General features: G+C 68.0%; 20 protein-coding genes and 2 pseudogenes. 17 read left to right on the top strand and 5 right to left on the bottom strand.

Translation table 11 applies throughout. The features are described from left to right. Positions 1-189: 189 nt before the first annotated feature. The 3 genes from IEZ17_RS22245 to IEZ17_RS22235 all read left to right on the top strand — a co-directional run bounded on the left by IEZ17_RS22245 (position 190) and on the right by IEZ17_RS22235 (position 1,697). Positions 190-741, top strand: coding sequence for a DUF5994 family protein (locus IEZ17_RS22245; RefSeq protein ID WP_189302814.1), 552 nt, complete (start codon positions 190-192; stop codon positions 739-741). A gap of 166 nt (positions 742-907) precedes the next feature. Next, on the top strand, positions 908-1,168 hold the full coding sequence (locus IEZ17_RS22240; RefSeq protein WP_189302940.1) for a hypothetical protein: 261 nt from the start codon (positions 908-910) through the stop codon (positions 1,166-1,168). 208 nt (positions 1,169-1,376) lie between these two features. Continuing rightward, positions 1,377-1,697 carry a hypothetical protein gene (locus IEZ17_RS22235; RefSeq protein ID WP_189302812.1) on the top strand — a complete coding sequence of 107 codons (321 nt, stop codon included), beginning with the start codon at positions 1,377-1,379 and terminating at the stop codon, positions 1,695-1,697. On the opposite strand, the pseudogene IEZ17_RS22230 reads toward IEZ17_RS22235, so the two are convergent. Further along, positions 1,663-3,196, bottom strand: a pseudogene (locus IEZ17_RS22230) (ISL3 family transposase). The gene IEZ17_RS22235 and the pseudogene IEZ17_RS22230 overlap by 35 nt on opposite strands. A 204-nt stretch (positions 3,197-3,400) precedes the next feature. Here IEZ17_RS22230 and IEZ17_RS22225 point away from each other — a divergent pair. After that, the gene (locus IEZ17_RS22225; RefSeq protein WP_189302810.1) at positions 3,401-3,562 is read left to right on the top strand and encodes a VOC family protein; all 162 of its coding nucleotides are present in this window, start codon (positions 3,401-3,403) and stop codon (positions 3,560-3,562) included. 56 nt (positions 3,563-3,618) lie between these two features. Further along, positions 3,619-4,074: a hypothetical protein gene (locus tag IEZ17_RS42635; protein ID WP_229852501.1), complete on the top strand. Its 456-nt coding sequence runs from the start codon at positions 3,619-3,621 to the stop codon at positions 4,072-4,074. A 382-nt stretch (positions 4,075-4,456) separates the two neighbouring features. Here the strand turns inward: IEZ17_RS42635 and IEZ17_RS22215 are convergent, their stop codons facing one another. Next, on the bottom strand, positions 4,457-6,148 hold the full coding sequence (locus IEZ17_RS22215; RefSeq protein ID WP_189302808.1) for a carbamoyltransferase N-terminal domain-containing protein: 1,692 nt from the start codon (positions 6,146-6,148) through the stop codon (positions 4,457-4,459). 514 nt (positions 6,149-6,662) lie between these two features. Between IEZ17_RS22215 and IEZ17_RS22210 the strand changes: the two genes are divergently transcribed. Continuing rightward, a complete protein-coding gene (locus IEZ17_RS22210) occupies positions 6,663-7,682 on the top strand; it encodes a class I SAM-dependent methyltransferase (protein ID WP_229852500.1) in 1,020 nt (339 codons plus the stop codon). Positions 7,683-7,783: 101 nt separating this feature from the next. On the opposite strand, the gene IEZ17_RS22205 is transcribed toward IEZ17_RS22210, so the two are convergent. The 3 genes from IEZ17_RS22205 to IEZ17_RS42630 form a co-directional block, all read right to left on the bottom strand. Beyond that, complete coding sequence (locus tag IEZ17_RS22205; RefSeq protein ID WP_189302806.1) at positions 7,784-9,106, bottom strand: flavin monoamine oxidase family protein; 1,323 nt, start codon at positions 9,104-9,106, stop codon at positions 7,784-7,786. Between the two features lie 72 nt (positions 9,107-9,178). Continuing rightward, positions 9,179-10,420: a pyridoxal-dependent decarboxylase gene (locus IEZ17_RS22200; RefSeq protein ID WP_229852499.1), complete on the bottom strand. Its 1,242-nt coding sequence runs from the start codon at positions 10,418-10,420 to the stop codon at positions 9,179-9,181. After that, positions 10,420-10,611, bottom strand: coding sequence for a hypothetical protein (locus tag IEZ17_RS42630; protein WP_229852498.1), 192 nt, complete (start codon positions 10,609-10,611; stop codon positions 10,420-10,422). The genes IEZ17_RS22200 and IEZ17_RS42630 overlap by 1 nt, the downstream gene beginning before the upstream one ends. Before the next feature lie 304 nt (positions 10,612-10,915). On the opposite strand from IEZ17_RS42630, the gene IEZ17_RS22195 reads away from it, so the two are divergent. The 11 genes and pseudogenes from IEZ17_RS22195 (at position 10,916) to IEZ17_RS22150 (ending at position 20,803) form a co-directional block, all read left to right on the top strand. Further along, a complete protein-coding gene (locus IEZ17_RS22195; RefSeq protein WP_189302804.1) occupies positions 10,916-11,713 on the top strand; it encodes a hypothetical protein in 798 nt (265 codons plus the stop codon). A gap of 164 nt (positions 11,714-11,877) precedes the next feature. Continuing rightward, positions 11,878-12,957, top strand: a complete 1,080-nt coding sequence (locus tag IEZ17_RS22190) for a methyltransferase (RefSeq protein WP_189302802.1) — start codon at positions 11,878-11,880, stop codon at positions 12,955-12,957. Between the two features lie 334 nt (positions 12,958-13,291). After that, a complete protein-coding gene (locus IEZ17_RS22185; protein ID WP_189302800.1) occupies positions 13,292-13,540 on the top strand; it encodes a hypothetical protein in 249 nt (82 codons plus the stop codon). A gap of 234 nt (positions 13,541-13,774) precedes the next feature. Continuing rightward, on the top strand, positions 13,775-14,014 hold the full coding sequence (locus tag IEZ17_RS22180) for a hypothetical protein (protein ID WP_189302798.1): 240 nt from the start codon (positions 13,775-13,777) through the stop codon (positions 14,012-14,014). Between the two features lie 821 nt (positions 14,015-14,835). After that, a pseudogene (locus IEZ17_RS44205) lies at positions 14,836-15,129 on the top strand (urease subunit gamma); the annotation flags it as partial. Between the two features lie 150 nt (positions 15,130-15,279). Further along, complete coding sequence (locus IEZ17_RS44200) at positions 15,280-15,645, top strand: urease subunit beta (protein WP_308427684.1); 366 nt, start codon at positions 15,280-15,282, stop codon at positions 15,643-15,645. A gap of 32 nt (positions 15,646-15,677) precedes the next feature. After that, complete coding sequence (locus IEZ17_RS22170; RefSeq protein ID WP_189302934.1) at positions 15,678-17,693, top strand: urease subunit alpha; 2,016 nt, start codon at positions 15,678-15,680, stop codon at positions 17,691-17,693. A gap of 112 nt (positions 17,694-17,805) precedes the next feature. Then, on the top strand, positions 17,806-18,480 hold the full coding sequence (locus IEZ17_RS22165; RefSeq protein WP_189302795.1) for an urease accessory protein UreF: 675 nt from the start codon (positions 17,806-17,808) through the stop codon (positions 18,478-18,480). Positions 18,481-18,506: 26 nt separating this feature from the next. Next, positions 18,507-19,202, top strand: coding sequence for an urease accessory protein UreG (ureG, locus tag IEZ17_RS22160; protein WP_189302793.1), 696 nt, complete (start codon positions 18,507-18,509; stop codon positions 19,200-19,202). Beyond that, positions 19,199-20,053, top strand: a complete 855-nt coding sequence (locus IEZ17_RS22155) for an urease accessory protein UreD (protein WP_229852496.1) — start codon at positions 19,199-19,201, stop codon at positions 20,051-20,053. Before ureG ends, IEZ17_RS22155 begins: the two co-directional genes overlap by 4 nt. Positions 20,054-20,599: 546 nt before the next feature. Then, on the top strand, positions 20,600-20,803 hold the full coding sequence (locus tag IEZ17_RS22150) for a hypothetical protein (protein WP_189302789.1): 204 nt from the start codon (positions 20,600-20,602) through the stop codon (positions 20,801-20,803). Positions 20,804-20,928 lie beyond the last annotated feature (125 nt).

Genomic DNA, 20,928 nt, shown 5'->3' with positions numbered 1-20,928 from the left:
GGGCCACGCGGTGGAGCCGGGCCCCGTTCGCCGGGAAAATTCCTGGTCACGCATAACTTCACGGACCGCTGGCCGAAGTAGAGTGACGAAACCGGGAGTGCTTCGCATACCGGCTCCCGCGCCGGTGTCGTCTCCGGCGAGCAACAACACCGGGACGTCGTAGACCGGTCCCGGGGACAGGTCGACGCCATGACCGCGACCGTCGACCGCACGATCATCAGCGAGCGCGCACCTTCGCCACCGGCCCGCCTCTCCTTCACCCCGGCGGGATCGCCTCCGGGTCTCCTGGACGGCGCCTGGTGGCCCCGCTCTCGCGATCTCCTGTGCGAACTTCCCGCCCTGACAGAGGTACTGGACGCGCGCTGGGGCCGGATCACCCATGTCACGGTGAACCCGACCTACTGGCCCGTGGTGCCCCGCAAGGTGCCGGTGGCCGGTCACACGGTGCACATGGGCTGGTTCGCCGCAGAGCAGGACCCGAACAAGCTGATCCTCCTCTCCTACACCGAGGGCCGCTGGGACCTGCTGGTCATCCCGCCGGAGACCGACGCTGCCGCTGCCGCCCGGCTGATGTCCGCCGCGTCCACCCCCGGTAGCCCGCTGACCGCCAGCGCCCTCATGGCGAGCGACGACACCGCCCGGGACACGCAGGCGGCGCTGTGGCAGGAAGAAGAGTGGGAGACCGACGGCGGAGCCGTCGACGTCCCGCCGGGGTCCGGACGGCAGAGCCACCCGGGCTGAGACGGCCGGCTGAGCCCGCTGAACCGCCCGTAGCCAACCGCCACGAGCGCCATGCCGGAGGCCACGGAGGACACTGACCGTTTTCCGACCGGGGGCGGTGGGGGTGGCGCGACAGCGTCACACCCACCGACACGTCATCCTGTCGTCCCAATTGAGCGAGGTCACCATGAAGTACCCGGAACTCCCCTCGGCCGGGCGCGCCGACGTACGCATCGTCGCCGCGTCCCCCGAAGCCGCCCGCCAGGTCGCAGAAGTCCTCCGATGTCGCTTCGCCGCCACCGAACAGCGCAGCTATCCCGTCGACGACTCGGGCGGAACCCGCCCCCACCTCACCGTCGACACCACCCGCACACCGGAGCCGGCGCAGCCCTGGCTGGTATCCAGTCGATCCTCCGGGGACGCCCGCACGCAGACGGACGAGATCTGAGGCGAGGGCCCGCAAGGGCGCCGGGGCAGGCGTACTGCCGCGGCTGTCGCACGGGCTCCGAGTTCTTCGGCGTCACCGAGCCGCGTCCTGCGATCCGGTCCCCAACGCCGGCGCGAGCGCGTACGCAGAGGAACACACTGAGCGGCCCCGCGCCCGCGGCGAAGCCGACCTCCGCACCGCGACAGACACCCGCGGCACCGGCACCCGCATGACCCACGACGAGACCGTCCGCCTCGCCGGCTCCCTCAGCGACCTCGCCGCCGTCATCCACCAAGCCGACCTCGACGACAAAGTCGAGATCCACCACCGGCTCGGCCTCCAGCTCACCTACACCCCCGGCCACCAGACCATCCGGGCCGAGATCGCCCCGACCTGCACATGTCCGGCAACGACAAGTTCCCAGCACGGCGTCTCGGTAGCTCTGCAAACGCCCTATGCCGGGGTGTGTCAATTTAACGGCCCTGTCTCACTTCCGGTGGTGACGGAGGGTGTCGCTATCCGAGGAGGATGCGGTGGCGAAGCAGGGTGAAGCCTGCTCGACCGTGCATCTGGCGCGCGATCCGTTTGGTCTTGGTGTTGACGCCCTCGGCGGGGCCGTTGCTGTACGGGAGTGTGAGCGCGGCGATCACGGCGTCGCGGTCTCGTTCCAGGCCGCGGGCGAAGGCGTGCAGATGGGGCAGGTCGGTTGCGCTGACCTGGACGATCCAGCGCGCGAGCGCGTCGGTATTGCGTGCGTGAGGCGTCAGGAGCTGGGCGAACTCCCTGATGTGGTTGGCGAGTTGAGTCATCTCTGGGCAGGCAGCGGTGAGCTTGGCCAACAGCTCGTGATGTTCAGCCTTGAGGTTGTCGGGCCTGGTCAGCAGCATCCGGGCGAACCTGCGCGGGGAGATGTGGCTGCGGTCGGAGTCCGCACGGCCCTGGTTGATGTACTTGTGCAGGAGGTTGAGACAGCCGGTGAGGCTGAGGGCCTTGATCTCTTCGAAGCGGTGCTTGATGGGGACGGCGGGGTCCTCGGCCCGGCGTTTGCGCAGGTGCTCGCGGTAGGGATCGACGAGGCTGGCGCGGTACTTGGGGACGCGGAGCATGCGCTCGGGCCGATCGGCGCGGGCGTAGCGTTTGACGGTGTTCAGGGCCAGTTGTAGGCGGCGGGCGCATTCGAGCAGGCCCACGCCCTGGCCGGGGCAGGTCGTGGACATGGCGCCAGCGTTCCAGGGTGGTCCGTGCGCGAGGTCCGTCGTACAGGGGCGCGTCCAGGACGGTGGCCCAGCAGCTGCCGTGCGCCTTCACCTCGCTCAGGGCGGCTTCGCACAGGTTGTGCCAGACATGCCATCGATCGGTGACCTGCACCGCGTCCGGCAGGGCGCGGCGGATGGCCTCGGCGTAGGTCGCCGAGCCGTCACGGCACACGACCTCGATGCCTGGATGCTCGCGCAGCCACGCCTCCACAGTGTCGGCAGTGCGGTCGGGCAGTACATCGATCCGCTCATGGGTTTCGGCGTCGATTACCACGGTGGCGTAGCGGTGGCGCCGGCGCAGAGCGAAGTCGTCGACGCCGATCACGCGGTGTACCCGGCCGGCGGGCAGCGGGATGCGCAACAGGGTGCGCAGGGCCGTGTGACGCGACAGGCCCATCGCGAGTATCGCCGGCAAGCGGACTCCCGCCCGGCCTGCTAACTCCTTGACTACGGCCTTGACTTGCCTGGTCAGACGGCCTGTTCGGCGCTGGTGACGCTCCAGGACCCCGGGCACCTGTTCGCGGAAGGTGTGGCGGCAGCCGTGCGTGGGACACACCAGACGCCGGACCCGCACACGGACCACCACCCGCCGGCCGTCGGCCGGGACGTCGGCCGCCGTCCGCCAGTGATAGCCATGCACGCGTCCCGACGACGCCCCGCACACCGGACGGACCGCGGAGTCCTGCGGAGTTCGTGCCCGCACTACGATCCGCTCACCCTCGTCGACCACGCCCTCGATGACCAGCGGAGACAGACCAGAAAACACCGTCTCCACAAGCTCGTTGACATCCATCACACCGATGTCAACGACCCTCACGACTCTCCGTCACCACCGAAAGTGAGACGGGGCCGGTCAGTGGACACTCCTCCGCTCCGCCCCACGCCTACATCCGCGTCCTGACCTACGGCGGCGAATTCGCCTTCATGCTCCAGCAGACCAAGATGCTCGGCATCTGGCTGCCGCCCCTGAAGGGCACCCCCCACCGGCTGCTGCGGCGTGCACTACCTCGCCGTCGACGACTTCGACACCTGGGTCGACCAACACACCGCCCACGTCGACATCGTCAAGGGCCCCGTCGACGCCGGAGGCCACCAGGCCCTCTACTTCCGCGACCCGAACGGCTACCTCATCGGCGTCACCCAGAAGACCCAGCACTGACCTCCCGATCCCCCGGGAGCCATCCCTCCCGACCCCACACAGCAAGGAGCCACCCCATGAAGATCGCAGTTCTCGGCACCGGCGGCGGAGGCCGCGCGCACGCCGCCCGACTCGCCGAGTTCGGCCACGAAGACTACGTCGGCGCCGCCCGCCGCATGGAGCTGTACGCCCACATGCACGCAGCCATCGGCCTCGCCCTCGGTCTGGGCAACCACTTCGGCGTCAAGGTCATCCGCCGCCGACGCCCCCTCCGCGAGCACAAGAGCCCGGGCTGCGCCGACCAGGGCCCACACCCAGCATCACGGGCAAACCCACAACGTCCACCCCTGCCCTTCGGCCGTCATCCGTTCACCGCACCGGTAACCACGCAGTCGTACGGCGACATCGAGCCGCCGCCGCCCACCGAAAACGGGCCGAGCGTCCCGCGGCTCCTTCTCCTGGTACCCACCAGAGACCGTCGGGCGAATAGCCACGTCGAAAACGTCTCGGCGCGAATGGGCTGCGTGCTGTGACGCGATGATGCTGAGGCAGTCCAGCCGCAAACGGACAGGTCGTTGCCGAACTGCTCGATGGACGGCAGCAGTTCGTAGCTCGGCAGCCGGGTCAGCACGAACCCGATTGCCGACTGGCCGTGCGCAACGCGTCACCGCGCTATCCGCAACATCTCCATGGCGGAGACTGGGTGCTGTACGAACCACACCCGGCAGGAGACGAGCGGCCCAACGTCTCTTTCCCGCAAGTTACTACTCCGCAGGCACCTGGTACATCACTCGTCCGAGTGAACGTTCGCGCCGCGACACGCTCGACACGGGTAGGCCGCGCCCGACGTGAGACTTCGGTCAAATCAAAGACAGCGGGTGAGGCGACAAGCGGCGGTGCCCCCAACAGTCGCAGTCACCGCCGGGAGTACAGGCGCCCGTCCGACCACAGCAGGTCTGCGCGACCCCAGCGCGCCGCTGCGCGCACATCTGGGAAGAAGCCGCGCCCCTGGTCGTTGGCGCTGGTATTACACAGCACCGGTACGCCGCTGAGCTGCTCGTACTCCGTGAGCACCGCCGCCAGCAGTGGGTTGTCGCGCTCGGTGATGGTCTGCAGCCGGGCTGTGCCGTCGAGGTGGACGACGGCCGGGATCTTCGCGTCCCACCCGGGGCGCACCTCATGGTCGAAGAGCATGTACGGGTCCGGACAGCCGGGGGAGAAGATCTCCGGTGCCCGGTGTTCCAGGCAGATCGGAGCCACCGGACGGTAGTTGGCGCGGCCCTTGATGTCGTTGAGCCGGTCCTTCATCTTGGGGTTGGTGGCGGGGGCGAGGATGCTGCGGCCACCAAGCGCACGGGGCCCCAGCTCGGCTCGCCCGTTGAGGACCACGACCGGCTCCGCGGTCTCGTGGAGCACCTTGGCGAGCCCGGCGGCGTCGCACGGTTCCCATGTCCACCCCGGCACTTCGGTCGCCGGCGGCAGCTGAGGGCCGCGGAACACGTCCCAGTTCAGGGCGGTTCTGCCCTCCTGACTCACCATCTCCGCGACCGCCGTGCCGATCGCGGCGCCGGAGTCGTTCGGGAACGGCGGGATCCATACCTCGCGGAAGAGGCCGCTGTTCCGGATCAGGCTGTTCCACTTGATGTTGAGGGCGCATCCGCCCGACAGGCAAAGATTCGGGCTGCGCACGTCGGGAGCGAGCTCCGCCACGCGCTCGCGCAGCGCGGTCAGCAACCTGCTGCCGAGATAGCCCTGGAAGCTCGCGATGAAGTCGGCGTCGGTGCCGCCCGGGCACGCTGCCGCACGGTGCTCGCGGCACCACTCGGCCAGCTCGATCCCGGTGTCGAACGTGAGCGGAATACGGTGCAGTTGGGTGTCGAAGACCTGGTACAGGGTCGGCTCGTCCCGTCCCAGGGCGGCATACGCCATGGCCTTGCCCGCCACGTCGAGGTTCCGGGGCACGGCGGCGTTGGTGATCTCCTGCCCGCCTTGTTGCGACGCCGCCCGGGAGCGGAACGGGTCCCACTGGGCGCAGTAGTCGGCGAAGGCATTGCCGTAGAGGGGGAAGAGGGGCCCCAGGCTCCGTACCCGGAACGGGGCGGTGTCCATCCTGTACAGCCGGGGAACGGTGCCGCCGTCCCAGACAATCCCCAGTGCGGACTCGCCGAGGGCGGCGAACGGGCTGGTGCAGTAGGCGCCAAGCAGATGCTGCGTTACGTGGTGGTAACTGGAGTACCGGATGGCGCGGTCTCCCAGCGGCAGGCCGTCGAACTCGTAACGGTTCAGCGCCGCCCCGGCGGTGGGGCCGTCCGCCTCGGAGTACGGCGCGACCTCGAGTGCTACCGGCCGCCCGTGATGCGTCAACTCCCGCAGCATGGGCGTGGGCTCGCCCGGCGCCGCCATCCACCCGTCGACCACGACGGCATCGAGGTCGGACAGCTCCACTCCCTGCCCCGCCAGGACGTCCTCGACGGCTTCGAGCCGGTCCAGCGGCTGGTAGCGCGGGTTGCCGTCCAGTTTCTCCATTTCGATGCTGCACAGCAGTGTGCCGTCGTCGATGACGGCGATTCCGCCGTCATGTGTCAGCTTCAGCCCGCAGATCAGCATGACTTGCAGCCTCTCTTCTCCGAGGTGTCTCGTCGTCTCCAACGTGTCGAGCGGATCGGATCACGATCGGGTGTGCACCCACGTCTCGTGGTTCGTGGTGTGGTCCGTGGGCCGCGGGTGTGGTTGTCGAAGACCGGGACGTCGGTGAATCCGGCCTGGCCGGCGAGGGGGCGGATCATGTCGTGGTCGAGCACGTAGAGCCTGTGCGCCTCTTTCACGGATTTCCCGGGGTTTTCCGCAAACCCGGGCCCCGGCCCGCCCCCGTGGCGTTGACAAGCGGTGTCAGCGGTGGACCGGGGCATGTTCCGGTGTTCCCGTGAGTGCGCACTTCATGTCCCGGCGCTACCGGGTTCACTCGACTGGTCGAGCGTTGCGGACGTGCCTGTCGGGCTGTTTTTAGTCCTTTTGCGGCAGTTTGGAATATCCGCCTAAACTGCCCATTAACGGCCGGAATCCGCCGGTGCTTTCAGCTGTCGGCATTCTCGAAATCGAAAGCAGGAAGGTGGCACCCGAGATGACGATGACGAGCGACGTCACTCAGCTCTACGAGAGCTTTCCCTTCCCGTCCCCGGCGGAGGACGCTCCGCTCATGGACATGATCGCCGACCAGCTCCCCTTCGTTGTGCGAGAGGCTGAGCTGGAGGGCTGGGAGGTACTCGATGCCGGGTGCGGAACCGGCTCCATCCTGCTGGCGCTCGCCCGACGTTATCCCCGGGCCCGGTTCACGGGGGTGGACGCCTGCAGCCGCTCCCTCGAGATCGCACGACGGTCTGCCGAGTGGTACGGGGTGTCCAATGTCGAGTTCGTTCACGGCAGCATGCCCGAACTGGGCCTGCCGCGCCGGTTCGACCTGGTGATCTGCTGCGGCGTCCTGCACCATCTCCCCTCGCCGCGAGCTGGATTGCAGTGGCTCGCCGAGCACCTCGCGGATGACGGACTGCTGTACCTGTGGCTGTACGACGCGGTCGGCGAACACGGTCGGATGCTGGACCGGGAGCTGGTGCAGCTGCTCACGCCGTCCGGCACTCCCGAGGACGGGCTGGCCACCATCCGTGGCCTCGGACTCGAACTGTCGCTCACGGACTACGGCTTCCCTGCCGGCTGGACCGGTACCGCGCTCACAGCGGCCGAACAGGACGTCGCGGACGCCGACGCCTACCTCAACCCCGTGGTCCTGCCGATGCGCTTCGCCGACATGCCCGAATTGTTCGCGGGCCTCCCCGTGGACTGGCTGGCCGCGGACCGGGTCTTCCACCCGGGCGGCATCAGTCTCGTCGATCTCGCGGGCAAGGAGGCAGAATCACACGGCGACGCAGTGTTCGTACGCCCAGAGGACCTCTTCGACCGACCGGCCCTGCGGGACCAGGTCCGCAAGTTGGGGAACCTCGACCGGCTGCGGGCGATCGAGTTGCGGCTGCGGCCGACCGGCTTCGAGGTCGTCGCCGGTCGCGACGCTGGCCTCGACCGCTGCGTCTCACGCATCGCGGGCAATCTGCTGCCGTTCGGCGACGGACCCGAGCCCGGCGCGCGCTGAGCCCCATGCCGACGCTGCGCTCGCGGATCGAGGAACTGACCGGTCCCGAGCCAGCACCAGAAACTGGCACCAACTCACGTATCGCTCTCTCAACGCCCGCATCAAGCAGGTCCATCGGCAACCGGTGTTTTCAGGAGAGTGCGAGTGTGGGCGGCGGCGCGGATGCCGGTTTCGACGGCACCGTCCATCCACAGGGCATTGAAGTTGGTGGAGGTGTCGCCGCCGGCGAAGGCGATGCGTCCTTCGGAGGCGCTGATGGCGTGCCCGTGTGTGGTGAGCCAGCCGGGGCGGTAGGCGATCCAGGTGCCGCGCGAGTATGGGTCTTGGTTCCAGTCGTGGCTGTGCACGGCCTTGACACGGGCCTCTGGTGCGTAGGCGGACAGGGCCTTCTGTGCTCCGGACAGGGTGTACAGGTCGGGTGAGGCCACGGGGTCGCCGAAGCCGGTGAGCAGGCTGCCCTGGGCGGTGACCCTTTCGGTGCGGATCCACTGGAATCCACCCGGGGTGCCCGCAGCGAAGAAGGACGGATCGGGCAGCCCCTCGGCCAACAGCCAGACCTTGGCGAAGTGCCCGGCGTGCCCCTGGTTGGTGACGGCCTGCTTTGCGGGGTGCAGGGCCGGGTGGAAGTCGATGCCGTGCCAGCAGTTCAGCGGAGTGGCGACGATCGCGGTGCGGGCGAGGAACCGCTCTGCGGCGTCGGTGATGACCTCCACATGGCCGTCGGTCTGGGCCACACGGCGAACAGGTGAGGACAGGTGGACCTCGGCGCCGGCATCGGCGATGAGGGCGTCCAGGAGGGCCTTCGTCCCGTCGCGGAAGCTGTCGAGGACATCGAGAGCCAGCGTTTGTTGCGCGAACAGGGTGTAACGGGTGGCGATCTCACCGAGAAGGTACAGGGCGGAGATCTCGTCGGCGGGGGCACCGTAGTGCACCGACGCCTGCTGGCTGAGGGTGGCAAGAGCTGTGGCCGACAGGCCGAGCGTGGACAGGTACTGGCGAATCGACACATCGAGGTGACGGGTGCGGTCGGGGTCGTGGAGGTGGGGGCCAGTGGCCTGGGCGGTATCGGTCATGCGCCGGATGGCAACTTCGATTTCGGCACCGTAGCCGGGGGGCAGGGCCTTCGGGTCGATGTGGCGAACACCGTCGATGATCAAACTGCTGACGGTCGTGCTGGGGCTTTGGACGACGGGCAGTTGATAGCGGGCAGCCTCGGCGTAGATGTGGCGGAAGGTGTCACGGCGGCCCAGCCACATGCCGCCGAGGTCGACAGGTGTGTCGGTGCCGGGGAAGGTGCTGGTCCAGGTCCGTCCCCCGAGGCGGTCGCGGGCTTCCAGCAGCACCACGGAATGCCCTGCCGTCCCCAGTTCGCGGGCGGCGGTGGCACCGGAGATACCGCCGCCGATGATGATCACGTCGTGCATGTGCGCTCCTAAAGGGTGGTCGGTCGAGGATTCGGCGTGCGGTGCGAAGCGGATTGGGTGCCAGGCTGGGCGTCAAGGTGCGGCCTCGGCGCGCACCGTGGCGGCGATCCGGTCCCAGGCCAGTCGCACGTGCCGCTGCTCGGTGCCCGGTGCGCCGATGGCCATGCGCAGCAGTACCCGGCCGCCGGCCTTGGTGTGTGTGAGGTACAGCTCGCCGGAGTCATTCAGCTGTTGCATCATCCGCAGCGTGGCCGCGTCCGCCTCAGTGTCAGACCGCTGAGGCCACAGCGGGCGGAAGCAGACCAGGCCCAGCGGGTGGTGGGGGTGCAGGTGGAATGCCGCGTCGGACTCGATCCACCCGGCCAGCTGCCGCGCCAGGTCGACACCGCTACGGATGTGTGCCCGCAGGCCCTGCGCCCCGTACCAGCGGATCACCGACCACAGCTTGAGCGCTCGAAAGCGGCGGCCGAGCGGGATCTGCCAGTCGCGGTAGTCGATGACCTCGCCCGAGGCGGTGGCTTGGTTGCGCAGGTACTCGGGGAGGACCGAGAGCGCGCCCACCAGCGGTGCGCGGTCGGCCACCCACAGCACGGTGCAGTCGAAGTTGGTGAGCATCCACTTGTGCGGGTTGGTGACGTAGGAGTCGGCGTATTGAGCCAGTCCGTCGTTGAGCCACCGCAGTTCCGGGCACACCGCCGCCACGCCTGCATAGGCTGCGTCCACGTGCAGCCAGGCGCTGTTGCGGCGGCACACCACGCCGATCTCGGGCACCGGGTCGATCGCGGTGGTGGAGGTCGTGCCGACAGTCGCACACACCAGCAGCGGAACGGCACCGGCCGCGCGGTCCTGGGCGATCATCGTCTCCAGGCAAGCCGGGTCCATCGCCAGGGTCTGCTGATCGACGTCCACCACCCGCACGGCAGCCGCGCCGATTCCACAGATCCGTGCGGCTTTCTCCAGCGAGGAGTGGGTCTGTGAGCTGGTGTAGATCGTGTACCGCTCTGTGATGCCGTCCCGCCCCGGCTTCCCCCCGCCCGCTCGGTGCAGCGCGGCAACGACGGCCACCAGCGAGGCGCTGGACGCCGAGTCCTGGATGACACCGTTGCCCCGGAACGTGTCCGGCAGTCCCAGCAGCTGCACCAGCCAGTCGGCCACCCGGGTCTCCAGCTCCGTACAGGCCGGACTGGTCGCCCACAGCATGCCCTGAACGCCCAGTCCGGACGAGAGCAGGTCGCCCAAAATCGCCGGGCCACTGGCGTTGGCCGGGAAGTATGCGAAGAACGAAGGATGCTGCCAGTGCGTGATACCCGGCATCAGCACCCGGTCCAGGTCGTCAGGACACCCTCGAACCCCTCGCCCGTCTCCGGTGGGCTCTGCGGCAGCGCGTCCAGCACCTCACCCGGTGCGGCCTGGGACCGCACCGGGTATGACTCGATCTTCTCCTGGTAGGCGGCGATCCAGTCGATCACCTGCCGGCCGTGACGGCGGAACTCATCCGGCGTCATATGCCCACGCACGACGCTGCCTCCCAATACCGTACTCCAAAAGGCTTAGCGCGCATTTCCAGCCCGCCTCCCGCCAGAGCCCGGACCGTCATTCATGCCATAGCGCCCGGCAATCTCTGCGTGATCGGCTGCGGTGCTCTAGTCAAGCAGGGCTATGCAAGAAGGTAGCGCCCGCGGAGGCAGAGTTCACTCCATCGGTCGCCTGATGAGGCAACAGGTCACCCGCCGCGAGATCCTTCAAACGAGCACCCCGGTTGGGAAATATCTTCGCTGAAATCAGTGGAACAGGAGTTGGTGACCAGCCATGAGTCGCGCGAACGAGCACCATGTGGAGGAGGGGGGACGGCTTGATGAGCCCTGCGCTCGGCGCAGGAAAGAAATATCGGAGGCGATCCGCAGGGTGAGCGGGCTCAACTCGAACCCCGTGGCTTACAGCGCGGAGGAAGACCTGCTGTGGGGCACGATGATGTCGAAGCTCAACGCCATGCACCCCCGTATCGCCGGTTCGCGCTACCTCCAGGCCAAGGATCGGCTGCCGCTGCCCCTCACCCACGCACCCAGGATTGATGACCTCGGGCAGCGCCTCAACAACTCCACGGGGTTCCGGCTGCTCCCGGTCGACGGACTGATCCCGATCGGGGACTTCTACGGGCGCTTCGCCGACGACATCTTCTCGACAGCCATGTACCTACGTTGCCCCAGCCGCCCCCACTACAGCCCGGAGCCCGACATGCTGCACGAGCTCGTCGGGCATGTGGTCATGCTCTCCGACCCGCTGTTCGCCGATCTTTACCGACTTTTCGGCGAAGCCACGAACAACGCCACCTCTGAGCAGGACCTCCATGCGATCAGCCAGGTCTTCTGGTTCACGATGGAGACAGGACTCGTGCAGGAGGACGGCCGGGCCAAAGCATACGGGGCGGCTCTCCTGTCATCGAGCGGGGAACTCGCCAAGCTCGGCACCTGCCCGGTCGAGAAATTCTCCATCCAGGCAATGATCGAATCAGATTTCGACATCTCCGCCTACCAGGGCAAGCTGTTCGCCGCACAATCCGTCGATGAAATGGCCAGCGAAGTCCGTTCCTTCTTGACGCGCGTTTGAAATCGAGATTCCTTCGGGTAAGGCTAGGGCGCCAGTGGAGGCAAGCGTCGCGGCGGCCATGGGGCATGGTCGCCGATATCCACCGGTCAGAGCCTCCCCACCAAAGGCGCATATATATCTCGGATTTGTAACCTATTGTATATCGGGAAGGTGGTGGCGAACCGATGACCACGACGAATGCCGGAAGTCGGTCACACGACGGCGGAAAACAGGTTCACGACCCGGCCGCGGTACGGCTGGTGGAGATCACGCTATGGTTTTGGATCGGGCAGGCCGTGGGCGCGTTCGCACGACTGGGCATCGCGGACGCATTCGCCGGTCAGCACCGGACCGTGGACGATCTGGCAGCCCGAACCGACTGCGATCCTCCAGGACTGCGCCGGTTGCTGAGATCGCTGACCGGTGTCGGAGTCGTCCGCGAGGTCTCCCCCGGCCTGTTCGCCCTCGGCGAGCTGGGGCACCACCTCCGCACCGACCACCCCCAGTCCGTGCGAGACCTTGCGGTGCTCCAGAGCGAGCCGTGGATGTGGCGGGTCTTCGAGCAACTCCAGCACGCAGTCTCCACCGGTGCCACCCCCATCAAGAACGTCCTCGGGAGTGACTACTACTGGACCTGGCTGCACGATCAGCCCGAGGCGCGGCGTGTGTTCGATGCCGGGATGGTGTCGATCGCCAAGGCTCTCCAGATCCCCACCGCGCTCTCCTACGACTACCGAGACGTGCACCGGATCGTCGACGTCGGCGGCGGCCTGGGACAGGTGCTGACAGCGATCCTCACCGCCAACCCCCACATCAGCGGCACACTGTTCGACCAGCCGACCACCGTCGCCGACGCCCAGCAGGCGCTGGCGGACGCGGGGCTGGCGGACCGGTGCTCCGTGGCGGGGGGCGACATGTTCCAGGCCGTCCCCGGGGACAGCGACACCTATCTGCTGTCGTTCGTGCTGATGGACTGGGACGACGAGCACGCGGTGCGGCTGCTGCGCAACGTGGCGGCTGTGCTCCCCGCGCACGGGCGGGTCCTGGTCCTCGACTGCCTGGTGGACCACAGCACCGACACCGGCCCGTCAGGGCACCCCTTCCACATGGGCCGCACGGTCGACCTGTTCCAGATGTGCATGGGCAGCGCCCGAGTCCGCAGCCGTGCAGAGTTTGAAGACCTCTACGCCCGCGCCGGGCTGCGGCTCCACGCGCTCCATCTGCCGCAGGCCCCGGTCAGTCTGATGCAGGTAGCCCCCGCCTGAGAGGACGCCGGCGCGCCGGATGACCGGTTCCAGGCAGTCGGGCTGAGTTGCCCACGACCAGCTTCACTCGCCGGGACCCGCCACCGCTCGATCCGCAGTCTCCTCCATGGACGAGGCCGTTCGTCGCTCTCGGCGACGGCCGAAAACGGTTTCTGGATCACTTTCAGTGCCGGGGCCACGGAGGGTCACCGAAACCGCGATCATGAACGGCCGTGGGTGATGTCCTCTTCCAGGACCTGTGGTTCCACCAGGTCGAAGGTGTCGTGATCGAAAACGTCGTGCCCGAGGGTGAGTTGGTGGCCGCGCAGGCCCGGACGGCTGCGGAACGGGCCGTGTGTCCAGCGTGCGGGGCGATGTCGGCTCGGGTGCACAGCCGGTACGCACGTCGGCTCGCCGACAGCGCGGTCGGTGGGCGCCCGGTGCCGTCGTTGACGAGGCGGACCTCGAAGCGTGCTTTCCCGCAGGGCTGCAGACAACCGGCCGGCTCTCCGACCGGGTTCGGGAACAGTACGCGGCCGACGCCATCGAGGAACTGCGCCAGACCGGCGTCGAACTCACCGGCGAACCTGTCGTCCTCGACTAGGGACGCGTCGTGACAGTCTGGGATGAAATCCGGCCAAAGGGTTGTCAACGCCCACCCATCGCGGCTCTGGGTGTCGCTATGTTCGCCGTACGTTGTGTCGCTGAGGGTAAACAGAAGGGGCTGGCACATGACGACCGTCCGAGATCCGGCCACGGGTAAGAAGGAATTCGAGGGGGACAAGGGCGGCTACTCCAAGATCGAGGCTGTCCTCGCCGGAACTACCGCAATAGCAAGGTGACCGTCACCTACGAGGCAGTCCCCCGCATTTACGTCTGGCCCAAATGGTTCGGGGAGAACAACAAGCTGGCCTCCGGCTTCGAGCCGAAGATGGACATCAAGCTGCCCCTGACCGGTCCCGACGGCGCGACGATCAGCTCCGAGGACATCAGAGTTGTCGGCAAGGACCTGCCGTATCCGCTCAGGACGAGCGCGTCTTCGGCTACCTGGCTCTCGGCACCCACAAAGCCACCGTGAGCGGCGTGAAGACCGGCGGCAGTGAAACCACAGACGGCTGCAACTGCACCGACAAGGACCGGGTCGTCCTGGGCGAGATGTCCGTCGAGTTCACCATCGGCGACTGAACCGGACCAAGGGCGGTCCCGTCGGCCGCCCGGCCTCGCGGCGCCCCGCGCGCAGGCGGGCCAGACAGGGTCTTGGGGTTGTTGCGACTGTGCAGGTCACAGGAAACCGCCATCCGCATCACGGCGCCGCAGCCGACCACACCGACCCCGCGGCCGTGCAAAAGAATGACCGGCCGCGGGCTGCTGGCCAATCGACTGAATCCGCTGGGCTGGGCCTTCGTGACGTGCTGGCAGCGGTCGTTCCCCCGTGTTTCAAGATCGGTTCCCAGGGTTGGGCCGTCCGGTGATACCGGGCCGGAGCGGCTGCGGCACCAGCCAGTGCCGCAGCGAGAGCCAGGACTGCGGACAGTCCAGCAGGACGGCATCTGCACGCAGCCAAGGGTTGTCCAGTGGACGTGGCAGAGCCGTTGACCGTACAGACCCAACTTACGCCACGCTCCCCATCCGGCGCGGGCGTCGGCTGCCTGCAGGCTCGCCCAGCTTGGCGGCATCTGCCGCCGGTTTCGGCCCCCAAACCCTCGCTGTACGGCGGGGCAGGGACTGCGCGCCCTCCGACTCGATTTCACCTGATCGTGTACGCGATCCGTGACGTGGTCTTCTCGATGATTTCTCCCGCTGATGATCGAGGCGCGACTGACGCCGTCCGAGGATGTCTTCCGTGTCTTTCGGCATGCCCGGCCGCATGCACTGTCCGCTCAAGAGAAACGGCTCATCGTGCATTTGACTCCGCATGAGCAGGAGCGCCTGCTGATCCATGTGGCTGCCGACGTGGCGCAGCGGCGCCGTGACAGTGGGCTGCTCCTCAACTACCCCGAGGTGATGGCCCTGTTGACGGTGCACGTCTTTGAGCAGGCGCGCGCCGGCAAGACAGTCAGCGACATCATGGACTCGGGCCGGCAGTTGTTGAGCCGGGGCGAGGTGATGGACGGTGTTCCGGAGATGATCAAGAACGTTCAGGTGGAGGCCACTTTCCCGGACGGCACCAAGCTGGTCACCATCCACGATCCCTTCCCGGAGGCGACGGAGGAACCCGAGGTCTACCCGGGCAAGGTCGAGCACCCTCGGCCGCCACGCAAGCCGGACTGCCCGGTCGACTGCGCCGGCAACAGCGGCAACGACCCGTCCTCGTGCTGTGACAAGTGCCGGGAGGCGGAGGCGGTGTCTTGGTACGAGGCGATTGAGTTCAACGCCGACCTACAGGAAGACGCCACCACGCTGCCGGGTGAGGGCAGGACGAGGATCAGGGTGAAGAACGTGTCGGACCGCCCGATCCAGGTCGGTTCCCACTATCACTTCGCCGAGGTCAACCCGGGGCTGATGGTCCTCAAGGTGGAGGTCCCTTCCAGTCTGGAGTTGGAGTCGCCCCAGGAGCTCAAGGACTGCGAGGCGGCGTGGATGCGGCGGCTGAACATCGCCGCGGGTACGTCCGTGCGCTTCGAGCCGGGCGACGAGTGCTGCGTCGAGTTGGTGGAGATCCAGGGAGATCGACAGGTCAAGGGACTGCGCAAGGAGACGCACCAGTGAGCAACAACCAGACCACCCCGTCGAACAGCAGGTTGGCGAGCTCACCGGAGAACTCGGCGTCGAGCAACGTGCTGAAGCGGGCCGAGTACGCCACTCTGTACGGGCCCACCACCAAGGACCGCGTCCGTCTGGCCGACACCGCTCTTACCGTCGAGATCGAGGCCGACTGGAGCGGCGGTCCGAAGCACAGCGGCAACGAGATGATCTTCGGCGGCGGAAAGGTGATCCGCGAGTCGATGGGCATGTCCCACATCTCCAGAGACGGGGATGCCGAAGGCCGCAAGCCCGTGGACACGGTCATCACCGGTGCGCTGATCCTCGACTGGTGGGGTGTGGTCAAGGCCGACGTCGGTATCCGCGACGGTGAGATCGCCGCCATCGGCAAGGCGTACAACCCCGAGACGATGGACCCCGTCCCGGACGACGCGTTCGAGATGCCGACGCGTATGTCCCCGAGCGGCACGCTGCCGGTGCAGCCGACGCTGCCGGTGCAGCCGACGAACTTCGTGGTCGGTCCGAGCACCGAGGTCATCTCCGGCAACGGACGGATCCTCACCGCGGGCGGCGTGGACACCCACGTCCATTTCATCTGCCCCGAGCAGATCCACGAGGCCCTCGCCTCGGGGGTGACCACGCTCATCGGCGGCGGCACCGGCCCGGCCGAGGGCAGCACGGCCACCACGGTGACCCCGGGCGAGTGGCACATCACCCGGGTCTTCGAAAGCCTGGACGCATACCCGGTCAACATCGGCCTGCTCGGCAAGGGCAGCACCGTGAACACGGATGCTCTCAACGAACAGGTCGACGCCGGCGTCATCGGCTTCAAGGTCCACGAGGACTGGGGAGCCACGCCCGCCGTGATCAACGCGGCGCTGGACGTGTGCGAGAGCCGTCACGTCCAACTGGCCCTGCATGCCGACTCGCTGAACGAATCCGGTTTCCTGGACAGCACCCGCAACGCCTTCACAAAGGGCGACAAGGAGCGCTCGGTCCACATCTTCCACGTCGAGGGCGCCGGCGGTGGCCACGCCCCGGACATGATCGAGCTGGTCAAAGAGAGGAACGTGCTGCCTGCTTCGACCAACCCGACCCGCCCCCTGACGGTGAACACCGTCAAGGAGCACGTCGACATGATGGTGGTCTGCCACCACCTCAACCCCGACATTCCGGCGGACATGGCCTTCGCCGACTCCCGCATCCGACCGTCCACCATGGCCGCGGAGGACCTCCTCCACGACATGGGCGCCATCTCGATGATGTCCTCCGACGCCCAGGCGATGGGACGCATCGGCGAGATGGTCATGCGCACCTGGCAGACCGCGCACGTCATGAAATCCCGCTACGGCCCTCTGAAGGAGGACCTCGAGAGCGCGAAGGTCCGCCCGATCGCCGACGACACCGGCCACTCGCACAGCGCAGACAGGCTGATCCCGAACGACAACTACCGGGCGCGCCGCTACGTCGCCAAGTACACGATCAACCCGGCGATCACGCACGGCATCGACGGTCACGTCGGTTCCGTGGAGACCGGGAAGCTCGCCGACCTGGTGCTCTGGGAGCCGAAGTTCTTCGGCGTCAAGATGCACATGGTCCTCAAGGGCGGGCAGCTCGCCTACGCGCAGGTGGGCGACGCCAACGCGTCGATCACGACACCGCAGCCTTTCCTGCCGCGAGCGGTCTGGGGCTCCACCGGCCGCTCCCCCCTGAGCAACTCGTACAACTTCGTGGCACCGGGCGTGGCCGACAAGTTGAACCCGCGAGTCGTCACTGTCCAGGACAGCAGCGGGAACGTCACCGAGATGAAGATCGGTGGGCTCGGCCTCGTCAAGGAGTTCATGGACATCTCGACGAGTATCCGGGACGTCACCAAGGCCGACATGAAGCTGAACGACACGGTGCCAGAGAGTCTCAAGGTCGACCACAACAGCTTCGAGGTCACCATCGGCGGTGCGACCACAGGGGACGCCCGCACGGAACTCAACGGAGCGACCGTACCGCGCGCCTACGTCAGTGAAGTACCCATGGCCCAGAGGTACTTCCTCTTCTGACCGGCCCTTGCCCGGCCGACGACGCCGCCACCCAGGCTGTGGTCCAGGCAGGCACCCGTGCCCGCCTGGACCACGGCCCACATCCGACCCCGCGAAAGGCAGCCGCTCGCCCATGAGCCGTGCCGCACTGCTCCTGCTGGCCGACGGCCGCTTCCCCGCCGGCGGGCACGCCCACTCCGGCGGCGTCGAAGCCGCAGTCGCCCACAAAGCCGTACACGACATCGAAACCCTCGAAGCCTTCTGCCGCGGCCGCCTGCACACCACCGGCCTGACCACGGCCGGCCTGGCTGCCGCGACCGCCGCCGGATGCGACCCCCTGATGCTGGACGATGCCGCCGACGCACGCACTCCCGTCCCCGCGCTGCGCGCCGTGGCTCGCAGGCTCGGCCGGCAGATGATGCGCGCGGCACGCGCCACCTTCCCCTCCGCCGAACTCGACCGCCTGGCCGCCGAGCGACCCCAGGGTGCCCATCAGCCCATCGTCCAGGGCCTCGCCGTCCGGTCCGCCGGGCTCACCCCGCAGGAGGCCGCCAGTGCCGCAGCGTACGAGACCGTCGGCGGCCCGGCCACCGCAGCGGTGCGCCTGCTCAGCCTCGACCCGCTCGACGCCTCGCGGCTGCTGGCACGCCTCAGCACGGAGACCGACGCCGTCGCCGCGGCCGCCGCCGACGCGGCGGCCCGCGTGGCGACCGAGGGCCTCGACGCCCTGCCGTCGGCATCCTCCCCGCTGCTGGACATCACCGCAGAGCAGCACGCCGCCTGGACCGTACGGCTCTTCGCCTCCTGAACCCACCCTTCCCTTCCGGAGTTTCCATGCACCTCGATCACCCCGTGCCCATGCCCCACCGCCATACCTACAGCGCCGAACCGCAGCGCGCGGACGGCAGCCCCCGCGCCTTCCGCGTCGGCCTGGGCGGTCCCGTCGGTTCCGGCAAGACCGCCAGTGTCGCCGCGCTCTGCCGCACCCTGCGCGACGAACTCTCCCTCGCCGTCGTCACCAACGACATCTACACCCGCGAGGACGCCGAGTTCCTGCTGCGTGAGGCCGTACTGCCGCCCGAGCGGATCACCGCGGTGGAGACCGGAGCCTGCCCGCACACCGCGATCCGGGACGACATCTCCGCCAACCTGGAGGCCGTCGAGCACTTCGACGAGACCCTTGACCCCCTCGACCTCGTGCTCATCGAGTCCGGTGGCGACAACCTCACCGCCACCTTCTCCAAGGGCCTCGTCGACATGCAGATCTTCGTCATCGACGTCTCCAGCGGCGACGACATCCCCCGCAAGGGAGGCCCCGGCATCACCACCTCCGACCTCCTCGTCGTCAACAAGACCGACCTCGCCCCGCACGTCGGCGCCGACCTCGCCACCATGGCCGCCGACGCCAAACGGCAACGCGGCGACCTTCCCGTCATCTTCACCAGCCTCACCTCCGACGACGGCATCCGCGAGATCACCGACTGGGTCACCGGGCACCTCAGCCAGTGGCGCGCGAAGGCAGCGGTATGAGCTCCGCCTCCCAACTCGCCGAATCCAGGGCCCCATTCGATCCCGCCGCCCCCGCCGCCGGCACCGAGGAAACCTGCGGACACCCGAACAGCGTGCGTGCCACCGCCCGCATCCGCGCCACATACAACGGACGCGTCACCACGCTCCCGCAACTGCGCAGCGACGGCCCGTTCCATCTACGACGCATGCGCACCAGCGGGAAGGCCGCAAGGGTGGGAATCATCGGTGCGATGAGCGCCCCGCTCGGCGGCGACCGACTCGCCCTCGACATCACCGCCGAAGACCGGGCCGAACTGGACGTCACCACAGCCGCCGCCACACTCGCCCTCCGCGGCCCCACCACCGCGCCGGCCACCTACGACGTACGGCTGACCGCCGAGGAGCACGCCCGCCTGCGCTGGCTGCCACAGCCGCTGATCAGCGCCGCCGACAGCAACCTGCACCAGACCTACACCGTCAAACTCGCCGCCTCCTCGCGACTGCTGCTGCGAGAGGAGCAAATCCTGGGCAGAGCCAACGAGAAGCCGGGCCACCTCGTCAGCCGCATCCGGGTCCACCACGCCGGTCGCCCGCTACTCGACCAGCACACCGCCTACGGAGACCCGGCGCCCGGCTGGGACGGCCCTGCGATCCTGCACGGACACCGCGCCGTGGGCCAACTCCTCGTCGTGGCCCCAGAGTTGGACGTCAGGCGTGCCCCCGTCCTGCTCCGCGAAGGCACCAAGGACGGCTGCGCGGTCCTCGCACCGCTGGCCGGCGGCCCAGCACTGCTCGCCACCGCCGTCGCACCGACCCCCTCGGCCCTTCGAGAACTACTCGACGAAGCACTCAGACACGCCCTCGGCGAGTAGTGCAGACGGTCAGCAGCCCCTCTGTGGGCGGCCGACCACACCGTCGTGCCAGTCCGTGCGGCTCAACCGCATCATCGATCGCCTCGGGCCACTGCTCGCGCTTCAGCCAGGGCGGCGGTTCCACAAGGGCACCGCCCTCCCTGCTGTGCCGAACAGGCCGCCGACCGCTGCCTGTGATGGCGATGGGGCAGGGTTGCGGTCGAACACATGGCGGGCCTTGCGGCGGACATAGTCCAGCCGACCGTCGTTCCGCGAGCGTTTTGAGGCAGGCCCTGATGGGTTTGCGGGACTGTCGGCCAGGGGCAGCGCAGACGTCGACGGCCTTTCAGAGCCGCCGCGGCTCCTGCGCGATGAGGGCGAAACCTGGTCGGGATCCGGGGCGGGCTCGGCTTCGGGTGCCGTGGTGTCGGTTGCGGTGCCGGGAGAGGGACACCACTCAGCTCCCGGCGACCATGCACGGTGACCATCGCCCCTCGGGAGTCACGGAATACACGACTCCCGATGACGCGAGGTCGCCAGTTCCATAGCCCCTGAATGCTCGCCGGAGTGGGCGGCACAATGATGTACCGCGACGCCGCTTCCCGCTCCTGCGCCGACCGGCCCATGGGCAAGGCGTCGACCGCCGTCTCTCCGGCGCTGGTCGCTACCGTCGAGCAGGACACCGTCGGCGTGCTGTCCGCCACCGCCCCCGGAACCGTCATCGAGTCCGCCATGAAGAACGGCTTCACCTCCGAGCAGGCATGGCCCTGAGTCTGTTCATCGCCAAGGTGCACGCCGTGGTGGTGGCCGAGCGCGCCAGCGGCCAGGGCGTTGCCGTCGCGTTGCTCAAGTGGACCTGGCAGTTGTCTGTCAGCAGCTGAGGTACTTCAAGGTGC

Origin of the sequence: Streptomyces albospinus (assembly GCF_014648695.1) — a bacterium.
GTDB classification, from domain to species: domain Bacteria; phylum Actinomycetota; class Actinomycetes; order Streptomycetales; family Streptomycetaceae; genus Streptomyces; species Streptomyces albospinus.
Note: the sequence above shows the minus strand (reverse complement) of the source record. Positions and strands in the feature narration are given on the sequence as shown.

Excerpts from the sequence above, each read along its gene's own strand:
- IEZ17_RS22235 (WP_189302812.1), top strand. The coding sequence starts at position 1,377 with ATGACCCACGACGAGACCGTCCGCCTCGCCGGCTCCCTCAGCGACCTC.
- IEZ17_RS22240 (WP_189302940.1), top strand. The coding sequence starts at position 908 with ATGAAGTACCCGGAACTCCCCTCGGCCGGGCGCGCCGACGTACGCATC.
- IEZ17_RS22190 (WP_189302802.1), top strand. The coding sequence starts at position 11,878 with ATGACCACGACGAATGCCGGAAGTCGGTCACACGACGGCGGAAAACAG.
- IEZ17_RS22215 (WP_189302808.1), bottom strand. The coding sequence starts at position 6,148 with ATGCTGATCTGCGGGCTGAAGCTGACACATGACGGCGGAATCGCCGTC.
- IEZ17_RS22155 (WP_229852496.1), top strand. The coding sequence starts at position 19,199 with ATGAGCTCCGCCTCCCAACTCGCCGAATCCAGGGCCCCATTCGATCCC.
- IEZ17_RS22210 (WP_229852500.1), top strand. The coding sequence starts at position 6,663 with ATGACGATGACGAGCGACGTCACTCAGCTCTACGAGAGCTTTCCCTTC.
- IEZ17_RS22205 (WP_189302806.1), bottom strand. The coding sequence starts at position 9,106 with ATGCACGACGTGATCATCATCGGCGGCGGTATCTCCGGTGCCACCGCC.
- IEZ17_RS42630 (WP_229852498.1), bottom strand. The coding sequence starts at position 10,611 with ATGACGCCGGATGAGTTCCGCCGTCACGGCCGGCAGGTGATCGACTGG.
- IEZ17_RS22245 (WP_189302814.1), top strand. The coding sequence starts at position 190 with ATGACCGCGACCGTCGACCGCACGATCATCAGCGAGCGCGCACCTTCG.
- IEZ17_RS22200 (WP_229852499.1), bottom strand. The coding sequence starts at position 10,420 with ATGCCGGGTATCACGCACTGGCAGCATCCTTCGTTCTTCGCATACTTC.
- IEZ17_RS42635 (WP_229852501.1), top strand. The coding sequence starts at position 3,619 with ATGAAGATCGCAGTTCTCGGCACCGGCGGCGGAGGCCGCGCGCACGCC.
- IEZ17_RS22165 (WP_189302795.1), top strand. The coding sequence starts at position 17,806 with ATGAGCCGTGCCGCACTGCTCCTGCTGGCCGACGGCCGCTTCCCCGCC.
- ureG (WP_189302793.1), top strand. The coding sequence starts at position 18,507 with ATGCACCTCGATCACCCCGTGCCCATGCCCCACCGCCATACCTACAGC.
- IEZ17_RS22195 (WP_189302804.1), top strand. The coding sequence starts at position 10,916 with ATGAGTCGCGCGAACGAGCACCATGTGGAGGAGGGGGGACGGCTTGAT.